The following is an 18,478-nucleotide window of genomic DNA, read 5'->3' on the forward strand; positions in this document are numbered from 1 at the left end:
GACCCTACTGGCCCAGCGGCAGCACATCGGCGTCGAAGCAGGTGCGGTCGCCGGTGTGGCAGGCGGCGCCGATCTGGTCGACCTTGACGAGGACGGTGTCGGCGTCGCAGTCGAGCGCGACCGACTTGACGTGCTGGACATGGCCGGAGGTGTCGCCCTTGACCCAGTACTCCCTGCGGCTGCGCGACCAGTAGGTGGCGCGCCCGGTGGTCAGGGTGCGGTGCAGGGCCTCGTCGTCCATCCAGCCGAGCATGAGCACCTCGCCGGTGTCGTACTGCTGGGCGATGGCCGGCACCAGACCGTCGGCACTGCGCTTGAGGCGCGCGGCGATGGCGGGGTCGAGGGCGCTGGGCGTGCTGGGCGTGCCTGTCATGAGGTCATTGTGCCGCGCCCACGGGCCCGTCCCGGCCGGGCGTCCACTGGGCGGACTCCCCGCCCCGGTCGTAGGCTGACCAGCATGTCGACCCATGCCAAGCGTGAACGGCTCCTGCTCGCGGATCTGTTGGAGGCGGCCGGCCCGGGCGCCCCGACCCTGTGCGAGGGATGGAACACCCGCGATCTCGCGGCGCACGTGGTGGTGCGCGAGCGCCGGCCCGAGGCTGCCGGGATCGTGCTGAGCCCGCTGAAGGGCAGGCTGGAGCGGGTGCAGGCCGAGTTTGCCGCGAAGCCGTACGAGGAGCTCATCCAGCTGATCCGTACCGGGCCGCCGAGACTCTCCCCCTTCGCGCTGAAGCCCGTGGACGAGGCGTCGAACACGGTCGAGTTCTTCGTGCACGCCGAGGACGTACGCCGGGCGCAGCCGGACTGGTCGCCGCGCGAGCCGGACCCGGTGTTCGCCGAAGCGCTCTGGTCGCGGCTGGAGAAGTCGGCCCGGTTGCTGGGCCGCAAGGCACCGGTCGGGCTGGTGCTGCGCCGCCCGAACGGGCAGACGGCCGTCGCGCACCGCGGCGCCCCGGTGGTGACGGTCACCGGGGAGCCGGGCGAGCTGACCCTGTACGCCTTCGGGCGGCAGGACGCGGCACACGTGGAGATCGAGGGCGACAAGGAGGCGGTCGACCGGGTGGGACGGGCCCAGCTGGGGATGGCCTGACCCGGGCGCGGGCCCCGCGTCCTGGGGAGTGCCGGACGCCGCCGGGCAGACGGGACCTTGAAGACACGACCTACGGGGTGCCGGGGGGCGGTTGACCGGGGGCGAGGGCCTTCGCGATCCGGTTCGTCAGCGTCTGCGCGGTGTTCTCGGCCGGGGCCTTCGCACCGTGGGTGGTCGCTACGGCGATGGCCAGCCGTTCGGCGGGGAGATAGGCCTGGACGGCGGCGTATCCGGAGAACGAGGGGTTCGTCAGGATCCAGCCGTTCAGCATCAGCACCCCGAGCCCGAAGTGCTTGGCCTGGGTGTTCTTCTGGCACACCGTGGCGGGGCAGTTCTTCGTGCCGCCGCCGAGCCCGGCGGTGCCGGGGTCGAGCTGGGTACGGAACGCCGCGGGCGACAGCAGCTCGCCCGTCCCGACCGCCTCCGCCGAGCGGGCCAGGTCGCAGATGTGGGTGGTGAGGACGGCACCCGGTGCGGTGGTCCAGGAGGGGTTCCAGAAGGTGGATTCCTCGTAGGGGCCCCGCTCCTCGGTGTAGGCGTGCAGCACCGGCGGCTGGATCTCGGGGGTGAAGCTGTTACGGGTGTCCGCGAGGCCCAGCGGGCCCGTGATGCGCTGCCTCAGCAGCTCGTCGAGCGGCATGCCGCTGATCTTCTCCAGGGCGGCGCCGAGGAGCACGAAGTTGGCGTGGGAGTAGTTCCAGTCGGTGCCCGGCTCGTACCAGAGCGGATGGGCTTCCGGGTAGGCCAGCAACTGCTCGGGCGTCCATTGCCGGAACGGGGCGGCCTCCAGCGCGGCGACGAACTTCGGATCGGTGACGTAGTCATGGAGTCCGGAGGAGGAGTCGCCGAGCATACGCAGGGTGATCTTGTCGGCGTGCGGAGCGTCCGGCAGCCAGCGGGACAGGGGGTCGTCGAGCCGCGCCTTCTTCTCGTCCACCAGCTGCAGCAGCGTGATGCCCATGTAGACGATGGCGACGGAACCGGCCCGGAAGTGCATCCCCGGCGTGGCCCGCACACCGGTCATCGACTGGCCGAGCCCCGCGGTGGCGATCTCCTCGCCGTCCTTGGTGACCCGCAGCAGGACGGCGTTGAGGTCCAGCTCCTTCATCCCCCGCTCGGCGATCCCGAGTACCTCACGGGCCTGTCCTGACGCGGGCACCGGGGAGCTGGTACAGGTACGCCCCTTCCCGGCGGGGGAAGGGGCGGTGGCGGTGGCGTGGAGGCTCGCGGCGAGGAGCGTCGCGACGCAGAGGGCAGTGGCTGACCGCATGCGTCCCATATCTGCCATTATGTCGCGAATGGCGGGTGGGATGCGGGTGTGCTCCGCGCCGGACGGGCTTGGTATGCGCCCCTGCCGTGGGGGCGGCCGGTGTGTCCGTCCTCAAGTTCCCCCAGACTTCGTCCGGGGGGACCCCCAGACGGGCCTGGGGTGTGCCGGGGCCTTGGCGGCGCCCGGTGTGTCCGTCCTCAGGCGCCGGACGGCCTTGGGGTGTGCCCTCTGGCGTGGGTGTGGCCGGTGTGTCCGTCCTCAAGCGGCGGACGGCCTTGAAGGTGTGGCCGGTGCGTGGGGGCGGGAGTTGTGGTGGGTGGTGGGGTGGGGCCCCTCCGGGCTCGTCGCCTTCGGGAGCGGCGGCGTCGCCGTGGTCCGCATCGAGGCGGGCTGTATGCCACCACTCCCTACGGGGCCGACCCTGCACGGCCCCACCCCCAGGCCGCCTGCCGGCTGCGGGAAGGGGGACGCGGAGGGATCGTGTCCGGGACACTAGAGCTCCCCCAGACTCCGTTCGGGGGGACCCCCATTGTGGCGCGCAACCCGAGCGGTGCCGCAACGGCAGGGACAGGCGCGACATAAATCATGCCGTCCAGGGCGCGAGGCCCGCAGCGGCACCCAACGCCCATCACACGCCCCGGGCACGCCCCACACCCCAAGCCCGTCCGGCGATTGAGGACGGACACACCGGCCCCGCCCACGCCAGAGGGCAAGCCCAACAACCGCACCGGCACCGCGAAGCCACCGCACCGCGCAGCCCACCGCACCGCCAGCGCAGCGTCACCGCACCGCGTGCCCCGCCCCCCGTAGCGCGTCCTTGACCTGGCCGATCCGCAGATCGCCGAAGTGGAACACCGACGCCGCCAGCACCGCATCCGCGCCCGCCGCGATCGCCGGCGGGAAGTCGGCCAGCCGGCCCGCGCCGCCCGAGGCGATGACCGGGACCGTGACGTGCTTCCGGACGGCGGCGATCATCTCGGTGTCGTAGCCGTCCTTGGTGCCGTCGGCGTCCATCGAGTTCAGCAGGATCTCGCCGGCACCCAGCTCGGCGGCCCGGTGCGCCCATTCGACGGCGTCGATTCCGGTGCCGCGGCGCCCGCCGTGGGTGGTGACCTCGAAGCCGGACGGCGTCGTGGTGCCCTCGGGGGTGCGCCGGGCGTCCACGGACAGGACCAGCACCTGGCGGCCGAAGCGCTCGGCGATCTCGCGGATCAGCTCGGGCCGGGCGATGGCGGCCGTGTTGACGCCGACCTTGTCGGCCCCGGCGCGCAGCAGCTTGTCGACGTCGTCGGCGGAGCGGACACCGCCACCGACCGTGAGCGGGATGAAGACCTGCTCGGCGGTACGGCGCACCACGTCGTAGGTGGTCTCGCGATCGCCGGACGATGCCGTGATGTCGAGGAAGGTCAGCTCGTCGGCGCCTTCCGCGTCGTACACCTTGGCCATCTCGACGGGGTCGCCCGCGTCCCGCAGGTTCTGGAAGTTGACGCCCTTGACCACCCGGCCGTTGTCCACGTCCAGGCAGGGGATGACTCGGACGGCGAGGGTCATGGCGCCTCTCCTCCCTCTCCCCGGAACGCCTCGACCTCGACCTCCACGACCAGCCGCGGGTCGACGAAGCCGGAGACGATGATCATCGACGCGGCCGGGCGGATGCCGTCGAACAGCTCCTTGTGGGCGCGGCCCACTTCGTCGACGTCCCGGGCGTGGGTGATGTACATCCGGGTGCGCACCACGTCCCGGGCCCCGAGGCCGAGCGCCTTCAGGGCGTCGAGTGCGACGTTGAAGGAGGTGACCGTCTGGTCGTAGGGGCCGCCGTCGACGATGGCGCCTTCGGCCATCGAGGTGCAGCCGGAGACCAGGACGAGACCGTTCGGCAGCTCGACCGCGCGGGAGTAGCCGAAGGCCTCCTCCCAGGGGGCGCTGCCGGGGAGGCGGCGCACGGAGTCGCTCATCGTGACACCGCCGCGAGTGCCTCTTCGAGGGTGAACGCCTTGGCGTAGAGCGCCTTGCCGACGATCGCGCCCTCCACACCCTGCGGGACCAGCCCGGCCAGCGCGCGCAGGTCGTCGAGCGACGAGACGCCGCCGGAAGCGACGACCGGCTTGTCGGTGGCGGCGCACACGTTGCGCAGCAGTTCCAGGTTGGGGCCCTGGAGGGTGCCGTCCTTGGCGATGTCGGTGACGACGTAGCGGGCGCAGCCCTCGGAGTCGAGGCGGGCCAGCGTCTCGTAGAGGTCGCCGCCGTCACGGGTCCAGCCGCGGCCGCGCAGCGTGGTGCCGCGTACGTCGAGACCGACCGCGATCTTGTCGCCGTGCTCGGCGATAACCTTGGCGACCCACTCGGGGGTCTCCAGCGCGGCGGTGCCGAGGTTGACCCGGGTGCAGCCGGTGGCGAGGGCCGCGGCGAGCGAGGCGTCGTCGCGGATGCCGCCGGACAGCTCCACCTTGAGGTCCATCGCCCCGGCGACCTCGGCGACGAGCTCACGGTTGTCGCCGGTACCGAACGCGGCGTCCAGGTCGACCAGGTGCAGCCACTCGGCGCCGGCACGCTGCCAGGCGAGCGCGGCTTCCAGCGGGGAGCCGTAGGACGTCTCCGTACCGGACTCTCCGTGGACGAGGCGGACGGCCTGGCCGTCGCGGACGTCCACGGCCGGGAGCAGTTCAAGCTTCTGAGCCATGATCAGAGGGTCTCGATCCAGTTGGTGAGCAGCTGGGCGCCGGCGTCGCCGGACTTCTCGGGGTGGAACTGGGTCGCCCACAGCGCGCCGTTCTCCACGGCCGCCACGAACGGTTCGCCGTGCGTCGCCCAGGTGACCTTGGGGGCGCGGATGACCGGGTTGGTGACCTCCAGGCCCCATTCGTGGACGGCGTACGAGTGCACGAAGTAGAAGCGGGCGTCGGCGTCGAGTCCGGCGAACAGCCGGCTGTCCTCGGGAGCCTCGACGGTGTTCCAGCCCATGTGGGGCACGATCGGCGCCTTGAGTGGTGCGACCGTGCCGGGCCACTCGTCGAGCCCTTCGGTCTCCACACCGTGCTCGATGCCACGCTCGAAGAGGATCTGCATACCGACGCAGATGCCCATGACCGGGCGGCCCCCGGAGAGCCGGCGGTCGACGATCCAGTGGCCGCGGGCGGCCGTGAGCCCTTCCATGCAGGCGGAGAAGGCGCCGACGCCCGGCACCAGCAGACCGTCGGCGTTCATGGCCGTGTCGAAGTCGCGGGTGATCTCGACATCGGCGCCGACCCGGGCGAGGGCCCGCTCGGCGGACCGGACGTTGCCGAAGCCGTAGTCGAAGACGACGACTTTCCTGCGTTCGGTCATGACCACACGTCCAGTCGCATGACCCCTGCGGCCAGGCACAGCGCGGCACCGATGGAGAGCAGCACGATCAGCCCCTTGGGCATCTGCTGCTTGGCGAACGAGATGATGCCGCCGACCAGGAAGAGGCCGACGACGATCAGCAGCGTGGACAGTCCGGTCACGGTTACAGCGCGCCCTTCGTGGAAGGCAGGATTCCGGCGGCGCGCGGGTCGCGCTCCGACGCATAGCGCAGGGCCCGGGCCAGCGCCTTGAACTGGCACTCCACGATGTGGTGGGCATTGCGTCCGTACGGCACGTGGACGTGCAGGGCGATCTGCGCCTGGGCGACGAACGACTCCAGTATGTGCCGGGTCATCGTCGTGTCGTACGCGCCGATCATCGGCGCCATGTTCTCCGGCTCGGTGTGCACGAGGTACGGCCGGCCCGACAGGTCCACGGTCACCTGGGCGAGCGACTCGTCCAGGGGCACCGTGCAGTTGCCGAAGCGGTAGATGCCGACCTTGTCGCCGAGGGCCTGCTTGAAGGCGGCGCCGAGCGCGAGGGCGGTGTCCTCGATGGTGTGGTGCGAGTCGATGTGCAGATCGCCGTCCGTCTTGACGGTGAGGTCGAACAGACCGTGGCGGCCGAGCTGGTCGAGCATGTGGTCGTAGAAGCCGACCCCGGTGGCCACATCGACCTGCCCGGTGCCGTCGAGGTTGATCTCGACGAGGACGGACGTCTCCTTCGTGGTGCGCTCCACGCGCCCTACGCGGCTCATGGCTTCTGCTCCTTCGGGGGTGTGGGGGTGTCGCCCACGGAACTCTTGAGTGCGCGAACCGCATCGAGGAACGCGTCGTTTTCTTCGGGGGTGCCCGCGGTGACCCGCAGCCGGCCCGGTACGCCGTTGTCCCGGACGAGGACCCCCCGCTCGAGGAGCCTCTGCCACATACGGTGGGCGCCGCCCTCGCCGTCGAACCGTCCGAACTGGACGAAGTTGGCGTCGGAGTCCGTGACCTCGTAACCGGCCGCACGCAGCTCGGTGACCAGCCGGTCCCGCTCGTCCTTGAGCTGCTCGACGTACTTCAGCAGCGTATCGGTGTGCTCCAGGGCCGCGAGCGCGGTGGCCTGGGTGACGGCGGACAGGTGGTACGGGAGCCGCACCAGCTGGACCGCGTCGACCACGGCCCGGTGTGCGGCGAGATAGCCGAGCCGCAGCCCCGCCGCCCCGAACGCCTTGGACATGGTCCGTGAGACGACCAGATTCGGCCTGCCCTCGAGCAGCGGCAGCAGGGAGGGGCGGTGGCTGAATTCCACGTACGCCTCGTCGACGACCACCAGCGAGGGCCTGGCCCGCTGGGCGGCCTCGTACAGCGCGAGGACCGTCTCGGCGTCGACGGCCGTGCCCGTCGGGTTGTTGGGCGAGGTGACGAAGACCACGTCGGGACGGTGCTCGGCGATGGCCCGCGTGGCCGCCTCCGCGTCGATGGTGAAGTCGTCGCCCCGGGGTCCTGAGATCCAGCCGGTGCCGGTGCCTCGGGCGATGAGGCCGTGCATCGAGTACGAGGGCTCGAAACCGATGGCGGTGCGCCCCGGTCCGCCGAAGGTCTGCAGCAGCTGCTGGATGACCTCGTTGGAGCCGTTGGCGGCCCAGACGTTCTCGAGGGCGACCGGATGCTTCCCGGTGCGGGTGAGGTACCTCGCCAGTTCGGTACGCAGCTCGACCGCGTCCCGGTCGGGGTAGCGGTTGAGGCCGCGGGCGGCCTCCCGGACCCGCTCGGCGATGCGCTCGACCAGCGGCTCGGGCAGGGGGTACGGGTTCTCGTTGGTGTTGAGCTGTACGGGGACGTCGAGCTGGGGCGCGCCGTAGGGGGACTTGCCGCGCAGTTCGTCCCGGATGGGGAGGTCGTCGATGCCGACGTCGTCCCCGCTCACCGGGGTGGTGCTCACTTGCCTGGTGCTCACGTGCTCTCGGACACCTTTCCGCCGCTCGCCCTGCCCGGGACACTTCCACCGAAACGCGCCTTCAGCGCGGCGCCGTGCGCGGGCAGGTCCTCCGCCTCCGCCAGCGTCACCACGTGGTGGGTGACCTCTGCCAGCGCCTCGCGCGTGTAGTCCACGATGTGGATGCCGCGCAGGAAGGACTGGACGGAGAGCCCGGACGAGTGACACGCGCAGCCGCCCGTGGGCAGCACATGGTTGGAGCCCGCGCAGTAGTCGCCGAGGGAGACCGGTGCCCAGGGGCCGACGAAGATCGCGCCCGCGTTGCGGACCCGGTTCGCGACGGCGGGGGCGTCGGCGGTCTGGATCTCCAGGTGCTCGGCGCCGTACGCGTCGACCACGCGCAGGCCCTCCTCGATGCCGTCGACGAGGACGATCGCGGACTGCCTGCCGGTCAGTGCCGGCACGATCCGGTCCTCGACGTGCTTGGTCGCGGCGATCTGCGGGTCCAGCTCGCGCTCGACCGCGTCGGCCAGCTCGGGTGAGTCGGTGACCAGGACGGCCGCGGCCAGCGGGTCGTGTTCGGCCTGGCTGATCAGGTCGGCGGCGACATGCACCGGGTCGGCGGTGGCGTCGGCGAGGACGGCGATCTCGGTGGGGCCGGCCTCGGTGTCGATACCGATCCGCCCGGTGAAGTAGCGCTTGGCGGCGGCGACCCAGACATTGCCGGGGCCGGTCACCATATTGGCCGGGGCGCACCCGTCGGCGCCTTTGGTTCCGTCGGTGCCTTCGGTCCCGTCGGTGCCTTTGGTTCCGTACGCGAACATGGCAACGGCCTGGGCGCCGCCCACCGCGTACACCTCGTCGACGCCGAGCAGAGCGCAGGCGGCGAGGATCGTCGGGTGCGGCAGACCGCCGAACTCTTTCTGCGGCGGCGACGCGAGCGCGATGGATTCGACGCCGGCCTCCTGCGCCGGTACGACGTTCATGATCACGGAAGAGGGGTAGACCGACCGGCCGCCGGGCGCGTACAGCCCCACGCGCTCGACCGGAACCCACTTCTCGGTCACCGTGCCGCCGGGCACGACCTTGGTGGTGTGGGTGGTGCGGCGCTGCTCCCGGTGGACGATCCTGGCCCGGCGGATCGACTCCTCCAGTGCCGCCCTGACCTCGGGGTCGAGCTGCTCCAGCGCCGCCGCGAGGGCCTTCGCCGGCACCCGCACCCGCTCGAGGCGCACACCGTCGAACTTCTCCGCGTACTCGATCAGCGCCGCGTTGCCACGATGATGCACGTCCTCGCAGATGGGCCGGACCTTCTCCAGGGCGGCTTCCACGTCGAACTCGGCACGGGGCAGCAGGTCGCGCAGGGCGGCACCCCCGGGAAGGGCGTCACCACGCAGATCGATTCGAGAGATCACGGGTCAATTCTCGCAGACGCGCTCCAAGGGACGGGCGCCCGTATCACTGGCTGATACTTCCCCTCCGCCCGTCGCCGACGGGCTCCCCACCCGCCCCCTTCACCGGGACGTCCGCCGTACCGAACTCCGCGGCCGTCACCGTCTCCCCCTCCTCGCCGGCCCTCCTCGTCGGCCCTTGCCCGCCGGCGCTTGCCGCACCTCCCGGGGGGTGCTTTCGCGCCACTCGCGCGTGCATCCGTCACCGCGCCACCACCGCTCAGCGAGCGCTTCTCGCCATACCGCGTGTCACAGCAGTCGTTCATGACCACTAGCGTTCAGTCCGTTACTCAGCGGGAAGAACGGCTGTACGAACCGGGGAGCAACCGGGAAAGCGAGGGGGCGGCCTTGACCGAGCCGCAGGGCATCGACATGCCCGACGATCTCACCAGGGCCGAGCTGGCCCTGTGGACCTCGTTCGAGGACGGGAGGACCTGCGACCTACGGGACGCGAATCCGCTGCTGAACGATCCCTTCTCGGGCGGGACCTGGGGCCCCGAGCGCAGCGTGCGGGCCGATGTGATCGCCCGGCTGCTGCTCAGCGGCCCGCCCGCGCGACCGGGGCGGGTTTGCGCGCTCAAACTGCGCGGTGCGTTCATCACAGGACGGCTGAAGCTCGCCGGCGGAACGATCGGGCCGTACGTCGAGCTGACCGCCTGCCGGTTCGAGCACGAGCTGGAGTTCCCGGAGGCCCGGTTCACGACGCTGCGGATGGTCGGCTGCGCGATACCCCGGCTTGAAGGTGCCCGACTGCACACCGAGGGGGACCTCCATCTGCCGCGCTGCCGCATCGCGCGCGGGATGCGGCTCACGGACGCGCAGATCGGCACGGACCTGCTGATCAACCAGATCCAGGTCTGGCCCGACCTGCGCGGACGCGCCATCGCGGCGGACGGACTGTCTGTCGCCCAGGATCTGCAGGCCGAGCTGATCGACACCTACGGCGAGGTCAGTCTGCGCGGCGCCAAGGTCGGCGTGTCACTGAGTCTGCGGGGCAGCCGGCTGCGTGCGGCGGAAGGCCGGCGCGCGCTCAACGCCCCCCAGCTGACCGTGGAACGCACGCTCTACATGACCCGGGCGTGGGTGACCACGACGGGCGAACAAGGGGGTACTCCCCCGTTCGGCGTGGTGACCGACGGAACGGCCGTCGGTGGCCAGAGCCCCGGCTCGCGTGAGCGGCGCTTCGAATGCCATGGCGGGGTGCGGCTGGACGACGGACGCTTCGGCGATGCCGTGGACTTCTACAAGGCCCGCTTCGTGCTGTGCACCGCACGGCGGGAAGAGCTCTCGCTGCGCAGGATCGTCACCCCCGAACTGCGTTTCAACGGGGAGCGCCCGGAGGAGGGCCGCGTCGTGCTCAACGGCGCGAAGGTCGTCACGCTGATCGACCTGTCGACGAGCTGGCCGGGGCCGGGCGGTCTGGCGATGGGCGGATTCGTGTACGAGAACCTCGTCCCGTACAGCCGCTTCCCGCTCGCCCGCAGGCTGGAGTGGGTGGCCGCGGCCACCCCTGAATACGCTCCGGAGCCCTACGAACGGCTGGCGACGGTGCTGCGCAACAGCGGAGAGGACGCGGACGCGCGCGAGGTGCTCCTCGCCAAACAGCGGCGGCGGCGCGAGACCCTGCCACTCGCCGCGAAGCTCTGGGGTTATCTGCAGGACTGGACCGTGGCGTACGGCTACCGACCGGGCCGGGCCGCGCTGTGGATGGCGGTGCTGTGGGCGGCCGGAGCGCTCGCCTTCTCGCACCACGATCCGGCGGCGATCAAATCCGACGAGCACCCGGAGTGGAACCCGTCCCTGTTCGCCCTGGACCTGCTGCTTCCGGTGATCAATCTCGGCCAGGACGGCTACTGGCGCCTCGAGGGCCGCTGGCAGTGGCTCGCGGCGGTCCTCATCCTGCTCGGCTGGGTGCTCGCCACGACGGTGGCGGCGGGGGCCACCAGGCTCCTCAGACGGAGCTGACGGACGCCGGGCGCCCGGGCGCCGGGCGGCACGCCACCGGGCTGCCGCCCGGGGGCACCGGGGCGTGCAGTGCGCGGAAGCCGGGGTGCACTGGAGCGCTGGGGCGCGAAGTGCCTCATGCGGGAGCCCCGCGCAGAGCGCACGAGCGCCCCGCGTACGCCTGCCGCTGCCCGGCGTGCAGGCGCCGGAATGCCGCACTCCTTTGCGTTTTCTTGACCTTCATCAGGACAACCATTCCACTCCTACCAAAACTTCACAGATGCCCCCTGGCGCGGCCCTCACCTGCGTCTTTCAATGGTCCGCACCATGTCTCTCCTCCGTGCCCTGATCAGCACCGCCCGCATGGTCCGGCACACCCCGCGGCTCGCCGACGGGCTGCCGCCGGACGACACGGTGCTGCTCGACGTGCCCGACGCCCGGCTCGGGCCGGCGCTCGTCGCGGCGGCGCTCGGCGACCACGAGCCCGCCGCCAAGCTGCTCGCCACCACGCGCGAGGCCGCGGAATGGGAGGACCGCGACCGCTATGTGATGCGGCTCGCGGCCTTCGCCTACAACCGGGGCGACTGGCTGGCCCAGTGGCTCACCGCCGCGCCCCGCGATCCGGACGCCCTGCTGGTGAAGGCCGAACTCGCGGTGCGCCGGGCCTGGGAGTCCCCCGCCCGTACCGAGCAGCTGCGCGAGGTGGGACCGCTGATCGGCGCGGCCGCGGAGGCGAGTCCCCGTGATCCCGTGCCCTGGCGGCTGGCGCTCGACCACGCGCGGGGCACCCACGCCACCCACACCGCGTTCGAGGCGCTGTGGGAGCAGGCGGTACGGCGTTCCCCGCACCACTACGGCTGCCATGTCGCCGCGCTCCAGTACCTCTCCGCCGTCTGGTACGGCTCGCACCGCGAGTGCTTCGACTTCGCCGAACGCGCGGCCGAGGACGCGCTGCCCGGATCCCTGGTGCAGGCGCTGCCGGCGAGGGCCGCGTTCACCGTGCTGCAGAACGGCCGACCCGCCCCCGTCCAGGCGGACCGGGTCGACGCCGCGGCGGACCGGGCGCTCGCGCTGTCCGCCCTCTACGGCGCGGGCGATCCCTGGCCGGCGGAAGTGCGCAATCTGCTGGCGTACGTGCTGATCTCACGCGGACGCTGGGCGGAGGCACTGGAGCAGTTCCGGCTGATCGGCCCGTTCGCGACCTCGTTTCCCTGGATGCATCTGACGGACGATCCGCTGGGCCGCTTCCTGGAGGCACGCGACGGCGTACGGATCGAGGTCGCCTCCACGATGCCCCTCCGGCAGTCGCCCGCACGGCCGATCCGTCCGATCCGCAGACAGGCAGGACGGAGCCCGTCCGGCGGCCATTACGCTTGACCGCTGTGACCACCGCTCGCCTGCCCCTCTTTCCGCTCAACGCGGTGCTTTTCCCTGGCCTCGTGCTGCCGCTGAACGTCTTCGAGGAGCGATATCGCGCCATGATGCGCGAGTTGCTGAAGACGGACGAGTCCGAACCCCGCCGGTTCGCCGTGGTCGCCATCCGCGACGGCCGCGAAGTCGCGCCGACGGCCCCCGGGATGCCCGACCAGACCGCGCTGCCCGAGAAGGGACCCGCGGCCGGATTCGGCCCGGACCCGATCCAGGCGTTCCACGCCATGGGCTGCGTCGCCGACGCGGCAACGATCCGCGAGCGCTCGGACGGCAGCTTCGAGGTCCTGGCCACCGGTACCACCCGGGTGAAGCTGCTGTCCGTCGACGCCGACGGCCCGTTTCTGACCGCCGAGCTCGAGGAGATCGCCGAGGAGCCGGGGGACGAGGCGGGCGCGCTCGCCGAGGGTGTGCTGAGGGCGTTCCGCAGCTATCAGAAGCGGCTGGCGGGCGCGCGGGAGCGCTCGCTGTCCACGGCGGCGGACCTGCCGGACGAACCGTCCGTGGTGTCGTACCTGGTGGCTGCGGCGGCCGTACTGGACACTCCGGCCAAGCAGCGGCTGCTCCAGGCCCCGGACACGGCCACCCGGCTGCGCGAGGAGCTCAGACTGCTGCGCTCCGAGACCGCCGTGATCCGGCATCTTCCGTCGCTGCCCGCGGTGGAACTGACGCGCGCGCCGACCAGCCCCAACTGATCCGGGCGAAGAGAGACAGCAGAGGACGAGACCATTGGCGAAGAAGTCCAGGAAGCAACAGGGCGGCACCCCGGCCACGGTGGCTCTGACCTCCGCCGGCACGGACTTCACCGTGCACGCCTACGAGCACGACCCGGCGTCGCCGTCGTACGGAGAAGAGGCCGCGCAGGCCCTCGGGGTCTCCCCCGAGCGGGTCTTCAAGACCCTCGTCGCCGATGTGGACGGTGAGCTCACGGTCGCGGTCGTCCCGGTGGCCGGGCAGCTCGATCTGAAGGCCCTCGCCACGGCGGTCGGCGGGAAGCGCGCCGCGATGGCCGACCCGGCGGCGGCGGAACGTACGACGGGCTATGTCAGGGGCGGTATCTCCCCTCTGGGCCAGCGCAAGCGGCTGCGCACCGTCCTCGACGCCTCGGCTTCGGGGCATCCGACCATCTGTATCTCGGCAGGCCGCCGTGGTCTGGAGGTCGAGCTGGCGCCGTCCGACCTGGCGGCGCTGACGGATGCGGTGATCGCCCCGATCGGCCGGGAGTAGCCCTGCGGGGCGGCGCGCGGTGCGCGGCGCAGTCCGGAAGACGCCCCTGCCCCCTCGACGGCGTACGGGTCCTCGGGTACGACCGTAGGACGGACAGCCCGAGCCCAGGGGGGCCTGATGTCGAAGCGAACCCGCAAGCGCAAGTGGCGCATCCGGAAGCACCGCGCCAACCATGGCCGCCGGCCTGCCTGATCCGGTCCTCAATCGGCGGACGGCCTTGGGTGGTCGGGCTTGCCCCTGGCGCGGGCGCGGCGGTGCGCCCTCGCGGACGGCTTGGTGTGTGCCGGTGCCGCGGCGGCACCCGGGGTGTCCGTCCTCAAACGCCGGACAGGCTGGGTATGTGCCCTCTGGCGTGGGCGGGGCCGGTGTGTCCGTCCTCAAACGCCGGACGGGCTTGGGGTGTGGGGCGTGCCCGGGGCGTGGGGTGGACGTTGGGGGCCGCCGCGGGCCTCGCGCCCTGGACGGCATGATTTACGTCGCGCCTTACCCCTGCCGTTGCGGCACCACTCGGGTTGCGCGCCACAATGGGGGTCCCCCCAGACGGAGTCTGGGGGAGCTTGAGTGTCCCGGACACGATCCCTCCGCGTCCCCCCTTCCCGCAGCCGGCAAGCGGCCCGGGGGTGAGGCCATGCCCGGAGGAGCCCCACCCCACCGCACCGGGCGCGCATATCAAGCCCGTCCGGCGTTTGAGGACGGACACACCGGCCGCGCCCACGGCACGGGGCACCCACCCAGCCTGTCCGGCGTTGAGGACGGACACCCCGGGCGCCGCCAAGGCCCCGACCAAGCCCAACAACCACACCGGCCCCGCCCAAGCGCAGCGCCTCAGCCCTGGTCGTCCTGCTTCAGCCGCGGCACGGGCCACTCCGGTTCCGGGTCACGGGGACCGAAGAGCGCCGTCAGGGCCAGGTGGACCAGCATCGCGGCCATGGGCCAGGCCAGCAGGGCGGCATGGGAGCGCAACTGCAGGGGCGCGTCGAACGTGACGCCCTGCCCGACCGCACGCGCATGGGCGACGACGTCGTGCTCGGGACCGAGCCAGTAGCCGATGCCCCAGCCCAGGGCCGAGGCGAGCAGCCCGCCCAGCGCGAGCGCCGCGACGACGGCGATTCCGCCGCGCCGGAAGAACCAGAAGGCCAGTGCCGCGCTGAGTGCCCCGAAACCGAGGGCCAGCAGGACGAAGGTGCCGTCCGCGCCCGCAGCCTGCTCGCCTTCCGTGTCGATGACGAACACGGCCTTGTCCGTGGCGACCAGACCCACGTGCGGGGCCAGCCAGAGCCACAGCAGCCCCAGCCCGACCCCGGCCAGCACCACGGCCGGCAGGACGATCACGGCTGCCCGCAGCTCGCTCTTCATGTCCTGCCCTTCTGTGTCCCCGGGCGGAAGGGGATACGGGGAGTAGGGCGCGTCATGCGGCGGGGGCTGATGCGGCGGCGTCAGGGGTGCGGTCACCCTGACATCGTGCCAAACGTCCCTGTGCCTCGCCTCACCGGCCGTCCTCAGCGCACCGCAGCCCGACGGTAGGCCCAGGTCGCGATGCCGAGGGACACCACGCCGACCACGGCGCACACGGCGAGGTCCAGCGCCACGGCGGGCCAGTGCGGATGGGCGTCGAAAGTGCGGGCCAGGGCCTCGACCCCGTAGGTCGACGGCAGCAGGTCCCGTGCGTACGCGATCGGCTCCGGCAGCCGGCCGGCGGGGAGCACGCCCAGCAGCAGGGCGGCGGACATACCCAGCTGCCCGAGCAGGGTGGCGAGCTCCTGGCGGGGTGCGAGCAGCCCGAGGGCCGCGCCGAGGCCGGCGAGCGCGGCGCCCGCGAGCGGGATCACCGCGACCAGCACCCACAGATGTGTGAGCGGCAGCCCGAACAGCACCGAGCCGATGACGGCCGTCACGATCGTCCCGGGCACGGTGAACGACGCGTACGCGCCGGCCGCTCCGAGGACCACCGCCGCGGGCGGCACGGGCAGCGTGGCGTAGTGGTCGAGACCGCCGCCGGCCCGGAGCTGCCCGAAGTACTGGGCGAGCAGATTGAGCGCGACGAAGGCGACGACCAGGACGGACGATCCGGCGACCACGGCCCGTGCCTCGGCGCCGCCGTCGACGACGCCCCGCATCAGCACCATGATCCCGACGGACTGGAAGGTGGCCACGAACAGCAGCGGGATCCGCGCGACCCGCGCTCGTGACAGCTGGGCCCGGTACACCGCGGCGAGCGAGGGCAGCAGCCGGGCCCGCGGGGCGAGCGGTGCGGCCTCGCCGGGCCCGGCGGGGGCGGTGTGGGTCGCGGTCCGCGCACCCCGCACGTTCGCGGACGCAGCCTCTGCGGGCACGATGCTCACCTGGCGCTGCTCCTGTTCGGTACGTGAGGGCCTACTGTGCCACGCCCGGGCTCCCCGGCGCTGGCAAGCCCCTGGGACGCGCCCGCCCACCGCGGGGCCCGGCAGCGGCCCGGCGCCGGCGTGACGGCGGGGTTCATGCCTTCACCAGGCCCTTCGTCGCATGCCCGCCGAGCGCCAGATACACGTCCTCGAGGCTCGGCGTCGCCAGGGTGAAGTCGTCCAGAGCCGCGAACGCCTCGCCGCCGGTCACGGCGGCCACGGCCGCTCGCGCCTCGTCCGGGGCGAGCCGCAGCACCCAGCGGCGACCCGACTCCTGGGCGAACGCCCGCAGCGCGGCGACCTCGGGGACCTCCAGGGGCGCCCGGTCGCGCCACACCAGGTCCAGCCGTACCTCGCCCGCGACCCGTTCCTTGAGTCCGGCGGGGGTGTCGCAGGCGATGGCCTTGCCGCGTTCGAGCACGGCGACGCGGTCGAGGACGGTCTCGGCCTCGATGACGTTGTGGGTGACCAGGAGCACGGTCGTACCGTGCTCGGCGCGCCGCCGGTCGACCGCGGCCCAGACCGCGCGCCGGGCGACGGGGTCCATCCCGGTGGTGGGCTCGTCCAGGACGAGCACCGGCCGCTCGCCGACGAGCGTGGCCGCGAAGCAGGCCAGCCTCCGCTGTCCGCCGGACAGCTTCCTCAGGGGGCGCCCGGCGAGCCCGGTCAGTCCCAGCTCCTCGAGTACGGTGTCGCGCTCGGCCCGCGCCTGGCGGGCACCCAGCCCCCGCAGCCGTCCGGTCGTCTCGGCCGCCAGCGCCACGGTCAGCTCGTCCAGCGCGGTGGATTCCTGACCGAGGTAGCCGATGAGCCGTGCCGCCCGCTCGGGATGGCGCACCAGGTCGTGGCCGAGTACGTCGACGGAGCCGGAATCCGGTCGCATCAGACCGGTGAGCTGACGGACCAGGGTCGACTTCCCCGCGCCGTTGGGCCCGAGCAGCCCGAAGATCTCGCCGGACCGAACGGTCAGCGAGATGCCGTCGCTGGCGCGCACTTCCGGGGTGGCGGGGGTCCCGCGCCGGGCACGCGCGGCCGGGTACGTCTTGACCAGATCCCGTACCACGCACACCGTACTCACGAGGGACGAGCCTAAGGGGTCCCGGGCGCTATTCCGCCGCGGGGGCGGTTTCCGCGGCGGCCCGGACATCGATCTCACGCCAGAATCCGGCCCGGATCGCATAGCGGTCGTGCTCGTCGATCTGGTCGTCCTTGTGGGCGAGGAGTCCGAAACGGGCCGCGTAGCGCAGCAGTTCCCCGTCGATGCGGTGCGGGATGCGCGGGTACATGGTGGACAGTTTCTGCACATGTGCCGGGTCGGGGAGCCGCTCCATCCAGCGCCGTGCGAAGACCTGCCCGACCTCGTAGGGGTCGCCGCCGACCGTGGTGATGTCCTCCTCACGGTCCGCCCAGCGCTGTTCGGCGCTGGTGAGCTGGGCGAGGGTCGGCAGGGACGCGCTCTCCGGGGGCTCGCCGAGCGTCCCGCCGCCGGGCCGCTCGATCCAGCCTTTGTCGGACGACCAGCGCAGGGTGGCACCGGCCGGCTGCCGGTCGGCCGGGGTGGCCGGGCCGCGCAGCCCCGCGAGGTCCTTGGGAGTGGGGACGCCCTTGACTCCGCCCGCCGGGCCGGTGGGCGGCGCGGCCACGTCGCCCGCCGCTGCGGCCGAGCCGTTGCGGCCCACCTCCGCTACCTGTGCGCGGGCGTCGTCCGCCGCGCCGCCCGCCGCGGCCAGTGCGGCCTCGGGGAGCGGCGCCGAGAGGATCGCGGCGATCTCGGGGCGCGGCGCCGGCGGCGGGGCGCAGACTCCGGCGGGGTCCTTGGCCCGTACGGCCTGGGTGATCCAGGCCCGGTCGAGGACACGGCGCTCGTCCGCCTCGGCGACCAGGTCCTCCGACTGGTTGTAGTCGCCGTCAGCGGCCTGGACGGCCCAGAGGTGCACGGCGACGCCGTGTTCCTTGGCGGACATCAGACCGGGCAGCAGATCGCCGTCGCCGGTGACCAGCACGATGTCGGAACAGGCGCGGTTCCTGGCGAGTTCCGTGAGCTCGGCGTGCATCGCGGCGTCCACGCCCTTCTGGGCCCAGCGGCCGTCGCTGCGGGTCAGGGCGCCCAGCCGGACGGTGACCCTGGGCATGACGCGCAGCCGCCGGTGCTCCGGCTGGGGGACGCGGTCCGGGGCGCCGTCGAACCAGTAGATGCGCAGCAGGGGGCGTTCCGTGTCGGCTTCGGCGCGTTCACGCAACCCGTGGATGAGCGCGGCGTGGTCGACGGTGATACGGGAACGGGCCGGTTCTCCGGCGAGAAGACTCGCGGCGGCGCCCAGCAGATAGCCGGCGTCCACCAGGACGACGCAGCGGTCCACGTGTTCCACCCTCTTCCGGGAACCTCGGGATCGGATGTTGCTCGGGGTTTGCTTCGAGTCTGCCCCACCGCCGGACGGTTGAC

At 72.3% G+C, this 18,478-nt stretch carries 19 protein-coding genes; 5 read left to right on the forward strand and 14 right to left on the reverse strand.

What is annotated here, in order from left to right:
• Positions 1 to 4: 4 nt before the first annotated feature.
• On the reverse strand, positions 5 to 373 hold the full coding sequence (gene hisI, locus ACTWOL_RS09290) for a phosphoribosyl-AMP cyclohydrolase (RefSeq protein ID WP_474296117.1): 369 nt from the start codon (positions 371 to 373) through the stop codon (positions 5 to 7).
• A gap of 84 nt (positions 374 to 457) precedes the next feature.
• Between hisI and ACTWOL_RS09295 the strand changes: the two genes are divergently transcribed.
• Positions 458 to 1,090 (forward strand): TIGR03085 family metal-binding protein, encoded by a 633-nt coding sequence (locus tag ACTWOL_RS09295; protein WP_474296118.1) that lies wholly within the window; start codon positions 458 to 460, stop codon positions 1,088 to 1,090.
• Between the two features lie 70 nt (positions 1,091 to 1,160).
• On the opposite strand, the gene ACTWOL_RS09300 is transcribed toward ACTWOL_RS09295, so the two are convergent.
• The 9 genes from ACTWOL_RS09300 to hisD form a co-directional block, all read right to left on the reverse strand.
• Complete coding sequence (locus ACTWOL_RS09300; protein WP_474296119.1) at positions 1,161 to 2,369, reverse strand: serine hydrolase domain-containing protein; 1,209 nt, start codon at positions 2,367 to 2,369, stop codon at positions 1,161 to 1,163.
• A 771-nt stretch (positions 2,370 to 3,140) separates the two neighbouring features.
• On the reverse strand, positions 3,141 to 3,911 hold the full coding sequence (gene hisF / locus ACTWOL_RS09305; protein WP_474296120.1) for an imidazole glycerol phosphate synthase subunit HisF: 771 nt from the start codon (positions 3,909 to 3,911) through the stop codon (positions 3,141 to 3,143).
• Entirely contained in the window at positions 3,908 to 4,315 is a 408-nt protein-coding gene (locus ACTWOL_RS09310) for a RidA family protein (RefSeq protein ID WP_474296121.1), read from the reverse strand. Before ACTWOL_RS09310 ends, hisF begins: the two co-directional genes overlap by 4 nt.
• Positions 4,312 to 5,040, reverse strand: a complete 729-nt coding sequence (gene priA / locus ACTWOL_RS09315) for a bifunctional 1-(5-phosphoribosyl)-5-((5-phosphoribosylamino)methylideneamino)imidazole-4-carboxamide isomerase/phosphoribosylanthranilate isomerase PriA (protein WP_474296122.1) — start codon at positions 5,038 to 5,040, stop codon at positions 4,312 to 4,314. Before priA ends, ACTWOL_RS09310 begins: the two co-directional genes overlap by 4 nt.
• Before the next feature lie 2 nt (positions 5,041 to 5,042).
• On the reverse strand, positions 5,043 to 5,684 hold the full coding sequence (hisH, locus tag ACTWOL_RS09320) for an imidazole glycerol phosphate synthase subunit HisH (protein WP_474296123.1): 642 nt from the start codon (positions 5,682 to 5,684) through the stop codon (positions 5,043 to 5,045).
• Positions 5,681 to 5,845, reverse strand: a complete 165-nt coding sequence (locus ACTWOL_RS09325) for a hypothetical protein (protein ID WP_474296124.1) — start codon at positions 5,843 to 5,845, stop codon at positions 5,681 to 5,683. The genes hisH and ACTWOL_RS09325 overlap by 4 nt, the downstream gene beginning before the upstream one ends.
• Before the next feature lie 2 nt (positions 5,846 to 5,847).
• A complete protein-coding gene (gene hisB, locus ACTWOL_RS09330) occupies positions 5,848 to 6,441 on the reverse strand; it encodes an imidazoleglycerol-phosphate dehydratase HisB (protein WP_474296125.1) in 594 nt (197 codons plus the stop codon).
• Positions 6,438 to 7,625: a histidinol-phosphate transaminase gene (locus ACTWOL_RS09335; protein ID WP_474296126.1), complete on the reverse strand. Its 1,188-nt coding sequence runs from the start codon at positions 7,623 to 7,625 to the stop codon at positions 6,438 to 6,440. The genes hisB and ACTWOL_RS09335 overlap by 4 nt, the downstream gene beginning before the upstream one ends.
• On the reverse strand, positions 7,622 to 9,019 hold the full coding sequence (gene hisD / locus ACTWOL_RS09340) for a histidinol dehydrogenase (protein ID WP_474296127.1): 1,398 nt from the start codon (positions 9,017 to 9,019) through the stop codon (positions 7,622 to 7,624). Before hisD ends, ACTWOL_RS09335 begins: the two co-directional genes overlap by 4 nt.
• Before the next feature lie 384 nt (positions 9,020 to 9,403).
• Here hisD and ACTWOL_RS09345 point away from each other — a divergent pair, with 384 nt between their 5' ends.
• From ACTWOL_RS09345 to ybaK, 4 genes are all read left to right on the forward strand, one after another.
• A complete protein-coding gene (locus ACTWOL_RS09345; RefSeq protein WP_474296128.1) occupies positions 9,404 to 11,020 on the forward strand; it encodes a hypothetical protein in 1,617 nt (538 codons plus the stop codon).
• Positions 11,021 to 11,326: 306 nt separating this feature from the next.
• Entirely contained in the window at positions 11,327 to 12,376 is a 1,050-nt protein-coding gene (locus tag ACTWOL_RS09350) for a hypothetical protein (RefSeq protein WP_474296129.1), read from the forward strand.
• A 5-nt stretch (positions 12,377 to 12,381) separates the two neighbouring features.
• On the forward strand, positions 12,382 to 13,122 hold the full coding sequence (locus ACTWOL_RS09355; RefSeq protein WP_474296130.1) for an LON peptidase substrate-binding domain-containing protein: 741 nt from the start codon (positions 12,382 to 12,384) through the stop codon (positions 13,120 to 13,122).
• A gap of 34 nt (positions 13,123 to 13,156) precedes the next feature.
• On the forward strand, positions 13,157 to 13,654 hold the full coding sequence (gene ybaK / locus ACTWOL_RS09360; protein WP_474296131.1) for a Cys-tRNA(Pro) deacylase: 498 nt from the start codon (positions 13,157 to 13,159) through the stop codon (positions 13,652 to 13,654).
• Positions 13,655 to 14,479: 825 nt separating this feature from the next.
• Here ybaK and ACTWOL_RS09365 read toward each other — a convergent pair.
• The 4 genes from ACTWOL_RS09365 to ACTWOL_RS09380 form a co-directional block, all read right to left on the reverse strand.
• Entirely contained in the window at positions 14,480 to 15,010 is a 531-nt protein-coding gene (locus ACTWOL_RS09365) for a hypothetical protein (RefSeq protein ID WP_474296132.1), read from the reverse strand.
• A 143-nt stretch (positions 15,011 to 15,153) separates the two neighbouring features.
• A complete protein-coding gene (locus ACTWOL_RS09370) occupies positions 15,154 to 15,987 on the reverse strand; it encodes an ABC transporter permease (RefSeq protein ID WP_474296133.1) in 834 nt (277 codons plus the stop codon).
• A gap of 142 nt (positions 15,988 to 16,129) precedes the next feature.
• Positions 16,130 to 17,113, reverse strand: a complete 984-nt coding sequence (locus tag ACTWOL_RS09375; protein WP_474296134.1) for an ABC transporter ATP-binding protein — start codon at positions 17,111 to 17,113, stop codon at positions 16,130 to 16,132.
• Positions 17,114 to 17,141: 28 nt separating this feature from the next.
• Positions 17,142 to 18,404 carry an NYN domain-containing protein gene (locus tag ACTWOL_RS09380; protein ID WP_474296135.1) on the reverse strand — a complete coding sequence of 421 codons (1,263 nt, stop codon included), beginning with the start codon at positions 18,402 to 18,404 and terminating at the stop codon, positions 17,142 to 17,144.
• Between the last annotated feature and the right edge of the window lie 74 nt (positions 18,405 to 18,478).

Source organism: Micromonospora sp. IBHARD003 (genome assembly GCF_056106285.1).